At 43.9% G+C, this 11,857-nt stretch carries 10 protein-coding genes; 8 read left to right on the top strand and 2 right to left on the bottom strand.

Annotation, left to right across the window (positions count from 1 at the left end; translation table 11 throughout):
- The first annotated feature begins 266 nt into the window (after nt 1-266).
- Nucleotides 267-2,180 carry a molecular chaperone DnaK gene (gene dnaK, locus J4N43_RS12455; protein ID WP_005381623.1) on the top strand — a complete coding sequence of 638 codons (1,914 nt, stop codon included), beginning with the start codon at nt 267-269 and terminating at the stop codon, nt 2,178-2,180.
- Between the two features lie 204 nt (nt 2,181-2,384).
- Nucleotides 2,385-3,533, top strand: coding sequence for a molecular chaperone DnaJ (gene dnaJ, locus J4N43_RS12450; protein WP_005381620.1), 1,149 nt, complete (start codon nt 2,385-2,387; stop codon nt 3,531-3,533).
- Between the two features lie 69 nt (nt 3,534-3,602).
- Here the strand turns inward: dnaJ and J4N43_RS12445 are convergent, their stop codons facing one another.
- On the bottom strand, nt 3,603-4,034 hold the full coding sequence (locus J4N43_RS12445; RefSeq protein WP_053350257.1) for a type IV pilin protein: 432 nt from the start codon (nt 4,032-4,034) through the stop codon (nt 3,603-3,605).
- Nucleotides 4,035-4,137: 103 nt separating this feature from the next.
- On the opposite strand from J4N43_RS12445, the gene J4N43_RS12440 reads away from it, so the two are divergent.
- The 6 genes from J4N43_RS12440 (at nt 4,138) to tadA (ending at nt 9,504) form a co-directional block, all read left to right on the top strand.
- A complete protein-coding gene (locus tag J4N43_RS12440) occupies nt 4,138-4,647 on the top strand; it encodes a GspH/FimT family pseudopilin (protein WP_005381616.1) in 510 nt (169 codons plus the stop codon).
- A complete protein-coding gene (locus J4N43_RS12435) occupies nt 4,628-5,245 on the top strand; it encodes a PilW family protein (protein ID WP_053350258.1) in 618 nt (205 codons plus the stop codon). The genes J4N43_RS12440 and J4N43_RS12435 overlap by 20 nt, the downstream gene beginning before the upstream one ends.
- On the top strand, nt 5,242-6,495 hold the full coding sequence (locus tag J4N43_RS12430; RefSeq protein ID WP_053350259.1) for a hypothetical protein: 1,254 nt from the start codon (nt 5,242-5,244) through the stop codon (nt 6,493-6,495). Before J4N43_RS12435 ends, J4N43_RS12430 begins: the two co-directional genes overlap by 4 nt.
- On the top strand, nt 6,485-6,895 hold the full coding sequence (locus J4N43_RS12425; protein ID WP_053350260.1) for a type IV pilus modification PilV family protein: 411 nt from the start codon (nt 6,485-6,487) through the stop codon (nt 6,893-6,895). The genes J4N43_RS12430 and J4N43_RS12425 overlap by 11 nt, the downstream gene beginning before the upstream one ends.
- Nucleotides 6,896-7,183: 288 nt before the next feature.
- Nucleotides 7,184-8,743 carry an AbgT family transporter gene (locus tag J4N43_RS12420; RefSeq protein WP_017635695.1) on the top strand — a complete coding sequence of 520 codons (1,560 nt, stop codon included), beginning with the start codon at nt 7,184-7,186 and terminating at the stop codon, nt 8,741-8,743.
- A 212-nt stretch (nt 8,744-8,955) separates the two neighbouring features.
- Entirely contained in the window at nt 8,956-9,504 is a 549-nt protein-coding gene (gene tadA, locus J4N43_RS12415) for a tRNA adenosine(34) deaminase TadA (RefSeq protein ID WP_054579961.1), read from the top strand.
- A 588-nt stretch (nt 9,505-10,092) separates the two neighbouring features.
- On the opposite strand, the gene mltF is transcribed toward tadA, so the two are convergent.
- Nucleotides 10,093-11,670, bottom strand: coding sequence for a membrane-bound lytic murein transglycosylase MltF (gene mltF, locus J4N43_RS12410; protein ID WP_031777268.1), 1,578 nt, complete (start codon nt 11,668-11,670; stop codon nt 10,093-10,095).
- Between the last annotated feature and the right edge of the window lie 187 nt (nt 11,671-11,857).

The following is an 11,857-nucleotide window of genomic DNA, read 5'->3' as shown; positions in this document are numbered from 1 at the left end:
AATAAATTTATCTGGGAAATGACGTTTTGTTGCGCTACAGCAGTGTGACGAGTTCCCAACTAATCAGAAAGAAACACATAAATTTCGAAAAAAGACGCTTTTTTTTAATTCTGCCCTTGAAAAGCATTTTGCCGCCCTTATCTATGTGGCATAGAGAAGCAAACATTGATTATTTTTGTTTGTGAGCAAGGGTTGAAACCCGATTCTCCTCCCCCCACATTGGGGTTATAACCAAACGAAAATAGAATTTATTCGGAGATAGCCAGATGGGTAAAATCATTGGTATTGACTTAGGTACTACTAACTCATGTGTTGCTGTATTAGACGGCGACAAACCACGTGTAATTGAAAACGCAGAGGGCGAACGTACTACTGCATCGGTTATTGCTTACACTGACGGTGAGACGCTAGTAGGTCAACCAGCGAAACGTCAAGCAGTAACTAACCCAGAAAACACGCTATTTGCAATTAAGCGTCTAATCGGTCGTCGTTTTGAAGACGAAGAAGTTCAGCGTGACATCGAAATCATGCCTTACAAAATCGTTAAGGCTGACAACGGTGATGCTTGGGTAGAAGCGAAAGGCCAAAAAATGGCAGCTCCTCAGGTTTCTGCTGAAGTTCTTAAGAAAATGAAGAAAACTGCTGAAGACTTCCTTGGTGAGGAAGTAACTGGCGCAGTTATCACAGTACCTGCTTACTTTAACGATGCTCAGCGTCAAGCGACAAAAGATGCTGGCCGTATCGCAGGTCTAGAAGTTAAACGTATCATCAACGAACCAACAGCAGCTGCGCTAGCTTACGGTCTTGATAAGAAAGGCGGCGATCGCACTATCGCGGTATACGACCTTGGTGGTGGTACATTCGATATTTCAATCATCGAAATCGATGAAGTTGAAGGCGAGAAAACATTCGAAGTTCTAGCAACTAACGGTGATACTCACCTAGGTGGTGAAGACTTTGATAACCGTCTAATCAACTACTTGGTTGATGAGTTCAACAAAGAGCAAGGCATCAACCTTAAAAACGACCCACTAGCAATGCAGCGTGTTAAAGAAGCAGCAGAGAAAGCGAAAATCGAGCTTTCTTCTACTTCTCAAACAGACGTAAACCTACCTTACGTTACTGCAGATGCAACTGGTCCTAAGCACATGAACATTAAAGTGACTCGTGCAAAACTAGAATCTCTAGTTGAAGACCTAGTACAACGCTCTCTTGAGCCATTAAAAGTAGCTCTAGCTGACGCTGACCTATCAGTAAACGACATCACTGACGTAATCCTAGTTGGTGGTCAGACTCGTATGCCAATGGTTCAAGCGAAAGTTGCTGAGTTCTTTGGTAAAGAAGCGCGCCGTGACGTAAACCCTGACGAAGCAGTAGCAATGGGTGCTGCAGTTCAAGGTGGTGTACTTGCTGGTGACGTTAAAGACGTACTACTACTAGACGTAACTCCACTGTCTCTAGGTATCGAGACAATGGGTGGCGTGATGACTAAGTTAGTTGAGAAGAACACAACTATCCCAACTAAAGCGAACCAAGTTTTCTCTACAGCGGAAGACAACCAGAGCGCGGTAACTATCCACGTTCTACAAGGTGAGCGTAAGCAAGCGATGTACAACAAGTCTCTAGGCCAATTTAACCTAGAAGGCATCCAGCCTGCACCACGTGGTATGCCACAAATCGAGGTTACTTTTGACCTTGATGCGGATGGTATCCTACACGTGTCTGCGAAAGACAAGCAGACTGGTAAAGAGCAGAAGATCACTATCCAAGCTTCTGGCGGTCTAAGCGATGAAGACATCGAGAAAATGGTTCAAGAAGCAGAAGCTAACAAAGAAGCGGACAAGAAGTTCGAAGAGCTAGCGACTGCACGTAACCAAGCTGACCAAATGATTCACGGTACTCGTAAGCAAGTAGAAGAAGCTGGTGAAGCGCTACCTGCAGAAGAGAAAGAGAAGATTGAAGCAGCAATTTCTGAGCTAGAAACAGCACGTAAAGGCGAAGACAAAGAAGCTATCGATGCTAAAGTTCAAGCACTAATGACTGCTTCTCAAAAGCTGATGGAAATCGCTCAACAACAAGCTCAAGCGCAGCAAGCACAAGGTGCTGACGCAGGTGCACAGTCTAAAGAAGACGACGTTGTAGATGCTGAGTTCGAAGAAGTTAAAGACGACAAGAAATAATATTTCTTAACCAGATGGTTGCATAGCCATCTGGGGTCGATAAGACTTCGTGTGCGGGCGTTTGGGGCAACTCTTACGCCCGTCTGTTTGTAAACGCTGTCTTTCTAGTTAAGTATGTTGCAGACAAGTGCACTTACCTAGAACGATACAAACACCAAGCGGTGAATCGATGCCGTTTGTAGTAATTAACTGGTGACGAAGAACATGTCAAAACGTGATTTTTACGAAGTATTAGGCGTAAGCCGTGATGCCTCAGAGCGCGATATCAAAAAGGCGTATAAGCGTCTAGCGATGAAATTCCACCCAGACCGAAACCAGGGTGATGATTCTGCGGCGGACAAGTTTAAAGAAGTAAAAGAAGCGTACGAAGTTCTGACCGACCCTCAAAAGAAAGCGGCGTACGACCAATACGGTCATGCTGCTTTTGAACAAGGCGGCGGTGGTTTCGGTGGCGGCGGCTTTGGCGGCGGCGGTGCTGATTTCGGCGACATCTTTGGCGATGTATTCGGTGACATCTTTGGTGGTGGTCGTCGTGGCGGTGGTGGCCACCGTGCCCAGCGAGGTGCTGACCTACGTTACAACATGGAATTGACGCTAGAAGAAGCGGTTCGTGGTGTAACGAAAGAGATCGAAGTACCGACACTAGTACACTGTGATACCTGTGATGGTAGTGGCGCGAAGAAAGGTTCATCTGCTGAAACATGTGGTACCTGTCATGGTCATGGTCAAGTACAGATGCGCCAGGGCTTCTTCGCAGTGCAACAAACCTGTCCTACCTGTCACGGCAAAGGTAAAATCATTAAAGACCCTTGTAATGAGTGTCATGGTCAAGGTCGTAAGCAGAAAACAAAAACACTTAACGTTAAGATCCCAGCAGGTGTTGATACTGGCGACCGTATTCGTCTATCTGGCGAAGGTGAAGCGGGAGAAATGGGAGCACCAGCGGGTGACTTGTATGTACAAGTGCACGTGAAAGAGCACCATATCTTCGAGCGTGATGGCAACAACCTATACTGTGAAGTGCCAGTAAGCTTTGCGATGGCAGCTCTAGGTGGTGAAGTTGAAGTACCAACCCTAGATGGTCGCGTAAGCCTAAAAGTGCCTTCAGAAACGCAAACAGGTCGTATGTTCCGTATGCGTGGTAAAGGTGTGAAAGGCGTTCGCGGTGGCGGTGTTGGTGATCTTATTGTTAAGTTGGTTGTTGAAACACCAGTAAACCTAAGCTCACGCCAAAAAGAACTGCTCAAAGAGTTTGAAGAGTCTTGTGGTGGTGAAGCGGCGACAAAGCACAAGCCTAAATCAGAAGGCTTTTTCAACGGTGTGAAAAAGTTCTTTGATGATTTAACCAGCTAAGACGTTAGTGAAAAGCACAAATACAAAGGCCTGCTAAAATGCAGGCCTTTTTGCATCTCGGTGTTCTTCCTAATTCCAGCAATCACTTGGTTCTTCGACATTTGTTGACGTTAAAGTAATCGTTTTAGAACCAGTCAAGCACTCGTCGTCGTCTTGTCCCAGAGACGATTTTGCTGTTGCTGTAATGGTATAGGCCGTACTTGCAGAGCTCGCAATATCGAAAGAAAATCTATTTGTGTCTGAGTCACATAGAGTGCATGTGCCTCCAGAGAGAATATGACTCCAGTCGTACCCACCATCATAAGATGTCTCTAGCTCTAGCTGAATTCGACTAAGATCGCTCAAGGCAACCGTCCTATGAGACTTGATTACATGATTAGTGTAAGAAGGGTAGGCGATCGCAGCAATGATCCCGACAATCACTACAGCTACCAGTAATTCGATCAATGTCATCCCTCTCAATCCTTTTTTGTAGCCGTTACAACGAGAAATTCGAATCATCACGAGTAGTTTCCTTTTCACTTTTCCGCCTATTTTTGGCAGGTGATAGCATCTGTGCAAGATGAATTACGGCCCTTTTGCCGTTTACATAGGAATTTGGGAAATGCCTCGCGGGTTTACGTTGTTGGAGCTTCTTATTACTGTTGCTGTACTGAGTATTATATTGGCGTTTGCAGCTCCAAGCTTTAGCCGTGTTTCACAAACTGTGCAAATGCAGCGATTAGCAACTGAATTAGCTGGCTTTCTAAGCCAAAGTAAGTCCGAGGCGGTAATGAGAAATCAAAAGTTATATATACATTTCTCTATGGCTAAAAACGTCGTTGTCAGTCAAGGTGCATGGTCTCTACAGTTAACTAACTCGTCTAGCGGCTCTGGGGGCGTAATTTTAAGCCTTTCCGGCTCCGCCTACTCTGAATTATCTTTGAAGCACAGCTACGATAATCAAAAAATAAGCTTCGACGAGGTCCGTGGACGACCCCAAGGAGGAAATATAGAGTTTTTCCCAACCAATGCTCAAAACATAAAACTACAAGCAAAGCTCTCCAACCCTCCCGGAAGGATTAAAATTTGTAGTAACTCTGGAGCTAAGTTATATGATTACCGTCAGTGCTAACAAACGTTATCAAATAGGTAGCTCTTTAATCGAATTGATGATTAGTTCTTTAATTGGATTAATTGTCCTTAGTGTAGTGGGCTCTATATTCTTGAGTTTACAAAAAACAGCAAAGGAAAAAAGCTTAGAGCTAAATTTATTGCAAGGTCTGAATATCACTTTATCTGTTATGAAAGAAGATATTCAAAGGGCAGGTTATGATGGTGGGAACGGTAGTTCACTCAAATTATCCGGAGCTACAGGAACCATAATGCTGAGCGGCGCCTCTTCTGTAGGGGTTGTGTATTTTAAAGAGGACTCAGCTGCCAATGAAGACTATCGAAATATTAAGTATGAGAAGAGAGATACTCGGTTTTTTATATGTGAAAAAGGCGTTGTGTCTCAAACACAAATATTATCTTTTGATGGTATAGATTTTTGTCGTTCTCTATTTGATGATGATATTTTCCAAGTTACCCAATTCACCGTTAGTTCAGAAACAGTGACTAATGGAGGAAATGTAAGTTCGGTCACGAGCGTTAAGTTAGGTTTGAAAACGATTGATGGAGTCTTTAGTGAAGTTGCGGAGTTTTCTATCAAACAAAGGAATTGGCAATGACATCTAAATATGGCTATTCCGGTTATACCACTTTGCTTGTGACTTCTATACTTTTATTACTTGCTTTAATTGCATCATTAGCATCATCCAAAGGTGTATTTTTTCAAATAAAAGTTGCGCAAAACGAAATAAAATCTCGACAAGCACATTGGTTAGCGGAAGGAGGTGTTGAATGTGCATGGGCGCAATTTAGAGTTAATAATATTGTACCTGCCGTAATAACAGATTGTGGCTCAGGGCTTTGGACGATTCCGAATTTTACGAGTACTTCCAATGGGTATTTGGTTACTTCTAATGTTGGATTTACAAGCATTAGTAAGGAGATTATTTTGGGAGGTAACTTGAGTTATGGTGCAATGCAGTCTAGTGCCGACATTTATTTTCATTCTAGTGCAACGTTCTCTACTCCAGACCCAGGGGAATTGAGCAGCGATGGGTGGGAGTGTATTGCGTTAAGGTATAAAAAGCGCTTTTACTCCTCTTCAGTTGATAATAAAGGCGTAATTCATGGAGAGTCTCCCTATGCCGATTTTAACAACCCTACAAATAAAGATTGTGCAAACACGACGGCAAACCGTCATCTCTCATCTAGTGTTGGCGGGGTTGGTGCTGGTGATGATTTTACTCAAGATACAGATTTAAAGCCATTTGAATCCTTCTTTGGAGTAAAGGCAGAAGAGCATAACGATGTCCGAGATAATGGTGTATTTCATGTTATGACGGGCTCAGTGGCTGATGGTATACCTAATTGTGGTGCTGCTTTAACAGCAGAAATTCAGTCAGGGAAGCATCATTTATGGGTGGAAGGGAGCTGTGAAATCAAGCAATCGGAATACAATGATTTAGTGAATGCTACATCATCGACCAATGGCGTAACAGTGCTCATTCATGATGGTCTTTTCTCCGTGATGGGACCACCGAGCTCCGGCGCTACATCAAATAAGTTTAAAGGGGTCTTGTTTCATTTCAATCATGATTATACCCCGACAACAGCGGATTGGGTTGGGTTCGAAGCCAATGCTCACCTAAATCATGTGCCAAGTGTTGTAGAAGACTCATACAGGACAATAGCTTCTTATTATCAGCATGGTTCTTTTACGGTATCTGGTGGTCAATATTTTGATAGTGAAGATCAGGCAGCGGTTTTCTTCGATTCTTTGGACTTTAGATACAATAAAGATGTGATAGACAATTCAAGGAATGCGCATGCAATTCCTAGATGGAAAAAAGGCTCCTGGAATGATCTCTAAACAAAAAGGTTTTAACCTTCTTGAAGTTCTAATTTCTTTTCTACTTATCGGTGTTGGGGCTCTAGGTTTAACGAAGCTAAACGTATATCTAGAACGCGAATCCGAATATGCCATAAAAAGTATTGAAGCACTTCGTCTAGCAGAAAACCAGCTTGAATGGTTCCGAACGCGTGGTGCTTCGGATGCGCTTTCTACGATTTCTACTGCCAGTTTTGCCTCTATCGTGACAGGATCTTCCGCCACTGGAGCGTACACGGTGGAGTGGGATGTGCCACCTGCTACTGTATCAGGTTCACTAAAGACGATCATCATCACAACAAGTTGGGAAGATAGAATGGGGCAGACGCAATCCGTTCAGCTGAAAACTATGATTTCACAGTACAGTGAATTCGAAAACTAAGTTCAATTGCATACATGGGCTGAGACAAATGCGGGTGTAATTCCTGTTTGATACCGGATTTGTCACGGTTAATAAATGGTTTTTGAACTGTTAATCGAGTTGATGTGCTACTGTTTTTATTATGTTTAATTGAAGTGGTGTTTTTGCAAAATATGTCTCCAATTATGAAAAAAAATCTAGAACCTTGTGCTTTCTCCATTAGTGTTTACTAGAATACTCGTTGGATAGTAGGTCGTTATAATTATTCAAATAGGCCTTGGCACCAACATCATTCACTATGGAGTTACCATGAGTAACCAAGCTGTAAATAAGGCACCATCATCGAAGCCGAGCGGGATGGAGCGCTTTTTAAACTTTATCGAGAGGACAGGTAACAAAATTCCTGATCCTGCGATTTTGTTCTTCTGGGCATTGATCATTACTTGGGCGGCGTCAGCACTTTTGTCGAATGTATCATTCGATCTTCCAAACCCTCGAACGGGCGAAGCTCTTACTATCACCAACTTACTTACGGGCGAAGCGCTAGCAAGTTTCCTTGCTAACATGGTGACGACGTTTACTGGCTTTGCGCCACTGGGTATCGTACTTGTCGCAATGCTAGGTGTGGGTGTTGCAGATTCTTCGGGCTTTATTACGACGGGTCTTAAGAAGATGCTGAACTTCACGCCAGCTAAGCTTCTTACTCCAATGCTTATTTTGGTTGCCATTGTATCGCATACTGCGGCAGATGCAGGCTATGTTCTGGTTATTCCTCTTGGCGGTATTATCTTCCATGCGGCAGGTCGTCACCCTTTAGCAGGTATTGCGGCAGCATTTGCAGGTGTATCTGGTGGCTTCTCTGCAAACTTTATCCCTTCAGGTATCGATCCGCTATTGGCTGGCTTTACGCAAACTGCGGCGCAGGTTCTTGATCCTGAATATGTGGTTAACCCATTAGCGAACATCTTCTTCACTGGCCTATCCTCTATCATTATTGTGGGGATTGGTTGGTACGTGACAGAGAAAATCATCGAGCCTCGTTTATCAAAAATGCCAATTGATGATGATGCGGAAACCGCGCCAAACCTAGGTTCATTTACTGAACTGGAATCAAAAGCATTCCGTTATGCAGGTTGGGCAATGATGGCGGGTATTGCTTTACTTGTTGCAGCGTTAATTCCAGAAACATCAGCACTTCGCTCGCCTGAAGGTGAAATTACAGCCTTCTCAGCACCGATAATGAAGTCTATCGTGCCGTTGATCTTTATTCTGTTTATCATTCCTGGTTACGTTTACGGTAAAGTGTCTGGAACGTTCAAGACCAGCAACGACATTATCAAAGCGATGGCTGATACTATGTCAACCATGGGCGCATACATTGTTATGTCGTTCTTCTGTGCTCAGTTCCTATCTGCATTTGCTCAGTCAAACATCGGTACGATGCTAGCGTTGTATGGCGCAGAAGGCTTAAAAGCGATGAACCTACCAGGTGAAGTGACCATCATCGGTATGATCCTTCTAACCGCGTCTGTAAACCTACTTATTGGTTCGGCATCGGCAAAATGGGCTTTAATTGGTCCAATCCTAGTGCCAATGCTAATGGCGGTTGGTATCTCGCCTGAGCTGTCTCAGGCGGCTTACCGTGTGGGTGACTCTGTATCGAACATCATTTCGCCTCTAATGGTATTTTTCCCTCTTGTTGTGGTTTACTGTCAGCGTTATGTGAAGTCGGCTGGTATCGGTACGCTTGCGTCACTAATGATGCCATTCTCGATCGCAATGCTGATCGGTTGGTCTATCTTCCTAGTTGCTTATTGGATGGTAGGTATCCCGCTAGGCATTCAAGCTCCTTACACTTACACAATGTAAAAACGTGTAGGGTGTGAAAGCCGCTAATTGGCAGCCAAAAAGCGCAGGTCTTCGATCTGCGTTTTTTTGTTCTCGTAAAACGAACATCGATAGGTCTTGTAACTAGTTTTTTGGAGTTGCAGACTTTGTCCCGTGATGTGTTGCTGTAGTGAAACCGAAGTTGGTGATAAAATTCCTGACTTCAATCGTTTTTTGTTTCTTTGGAGCCTCCTTTGTCTAACCATCCGTTTTCCCCTCAAGATGAATTGTTTATGCGCAGAGCGATGGAGCTTGCTGAGCAAGCAGAAGCTGAGGGGGAAGTACCTGTTGGCGCAGTGCTTGTCAAAGATGGTGAAATTATCGCTGAGGGGTGGAATCGCTGTATTGGTACTAATGACGCTACCGCACATGCTGAGATCCAAACGCTGCGTAAAGCAGGCCAAAAGCTAGAAAATTACCGCCTTCTGGATACGACGTTATATGTAACACTTGAGCCATGCCCAATGTGTGCCGGAGCCTTATTGCATAGCCGCGTTAAGCGGGTTGTTTTTGGAGCGCCAGATTTAAAAGCTGGAGCAGCAGGAACAGTGCTTAATTTGTTTGAAAGTCAAGCCGCTTACCATTACGCCTTAATTGAAAAGGGGCTGCTAGAAGATGAGTGCCGTACTCAGCTACAAGCGTTTTTTAAGCGCCGCCGAAAGGAAATTAAAGCGAAGAAGCAAGCACAAAAAGCATTAGAAAATGGAGAGAGCGAACAAGGTAGTAGGAGTAGTGAGGGCTAGCAAACACCTACAACGTGGTAGATGTTTGCTTGGACGCACTAGTGATTGACTAGATGTACAAAAACACGATTACGTGAACTTACTTTCTTTTTCATACATGTCAGTTTACGTTTACGTCGGATAGCAGCTACTGTGTTATTTAAACGCTTTGACTGCACTCTACGTCTTCTCATATTCAAAACCTCCTGCAGACAAGACTTATACCAGTAAAGTGCGGCTCATCGATGCTTGGCAATAGGCTCGATAATCGCACTAAACATTGTATGGTTTAAACGTTCTTCATTTGACTTCTGCATTGCACAGAGCCAGCAAACAATTGCAATACGATGCTTAATAATAGGAGTGACGTTATTTCGGCAGAGTGTAGCCGAAAGCGCCGCTTCATCAAGTGAGCTAAACCATGTGGTTGTAAAGTAATCTGTTACAAAGCAATCAGTTTTACTAACGATGAAGAAAAGGCGACCAACCAAAGGAATGGTTGAGTGTGGTTGGTGTCACTCAGAATATTGGAGTCTAGATAAGTTTTCGTTAGGACTCAACAAAAATGACGAGCTTCATAGGCTCGTCATTTTTTAGTTTACCGCGGGTTTATTCTTCAATGCTTTCTTGTTCGGTGTCTTCTTCAACCGTGACGTCAGAAGCGCCAGAGACTTGTTCTACGACGGTCTCTACTGCGCCCGATATCAAAATGTCGGGGTTGAGCGGCGGAATCACTTGCAAGTCATCGCTATTCTCATCAATCGCTGGCTGTTGGCTGACATGACCAATGATGGATTGGTAGTAACGTCGAATATTTTCTACGTAATTACGCGCTTCATCGCCTCTGGCGTACCCATAGCGAGTTTGGCTGTAATAGCGCTTCTGACGCAGTAAAGGCAGCCTATCTTTTACATCGGCCCAAGCGTTCGGATCGCCACCTTGTGCTTTGGTGAGTCGTCGTGCGTCCATCATGTGGCCGTAACCAATATTGTATGAAGCTAACGCAAACCATATTTTTTCATGCTCGTTGATGCTATCAGGCACGCGACCTACAATGCGACGTAAGTACTCGACACCACCACGAACAGATTGCTCAGGGTCTAAACGGTTTGTTACCCCGACGCTTTTCGCTGTTGGCAGAGTAAGCATCATCATCCCCCTAACACCCGTTGGCGATTTTGCTGTTGGTTTCCAATGTGACTCTTGATAAGCCAATGCTGCAATTAAGCGCCAGTCGAACTCTTCGCTGTATTTTTGGAATAAAGGTGCCCATTTAGGCAATTTGTCATCCAGAGCTCGAATGAATGCGCGAGTATCAACGTAGTCAAATGCTTCAATATGACCAATGTACTTTTCTTCGAGGGTGGACAGTTCTCCTGATTGTTTGATGTTACCGAAAAACTCTATCAGCATCGCATACAAACTTTCGTCTTCAGAGCGTCGAGTAAACCAAGATACTGGTTGATCTTCTGTAAGTTCAAACGCGAGCGCAAGATCGGGGTAAAGGCGTTGAGCAAGGGAAAGTTCCACCGAATCAGTCACAGTAAAACGTAACTCACCCGTCGATACGTATTTGAGTAAGTCTCTCGTGTCAGCATCACCAACAATTTCAAACTGAAGTTCTGGATACTGCTTCTTTAACGCTGTTAGGGTCGGAACATATTGCGATTGTTCAACGATCTTTAATGTTTGAGCGCCTGCATTTGTATCTTCGTCGGACTCGTCGTCTTTCGAGGCTTGGTATTCAATGAGTTGTTCGATATCACGTGGTCGAAGTTGCCCTTTTTTATATACCACTTGTTGGCTTACATAATAATAGGCAGGGCCTGGTCTAAATCGTTTGACTGCTTGTGACGTTTGATTTAAACCCGTAGCGATGATATCGATATCTCCTTTCTTAAGAGCAGGAAAAAGCTCAGCCTGGCGAAAGGCTGGTTTAATCTCGAGTTTGACGCCGAGCTGCTCCGCAAACTGACGCGCCAATTCGTAATCCAACCCTGCGGGACCATCGGGACCTATGTAGTAGGAAAGCTGATTGTTTAGCGTGCCAACACGAAGCACACCACGTTCTTGAATTTTTTCAAATTCACTTTTGGGCTCCGACTCAATCTGGCAAGCAGAGAGTAAAAGAACAGAAACTAAAATTAGAGCACTGCGCTTGAGCCGGTTGAAGTGACTTATTTGCATTAATAGGTACATCTTGGAAAATTTCTATTTGCCTTTATATCAAAGCGAGCTCATGGGGCAAAGTGAATCACACACTTATAACGTGACATTGTGTGTTTTATCGACATTTTAGTTGTAATTCAAATTTGACAAAAAAAATGACGCAAACGGTTGCTTTTGGTGTTACATCACAAAAACAATTACTATA

The organism is Vibrio sp. SCSIO 43009, assembly GCF_023716525.1.
Taxonomy (GTDB): Bacteria; Pseudomonadota; Gammaproteobacteria; order Enterobacterales; family Vibrionaceae; genus Vibrio; species Vibrio alginolyticus.
Note: the sequence above shows the minus strand (reverse complement) of the source record. Positions and strands in the feature narration are given on the sequence as shown.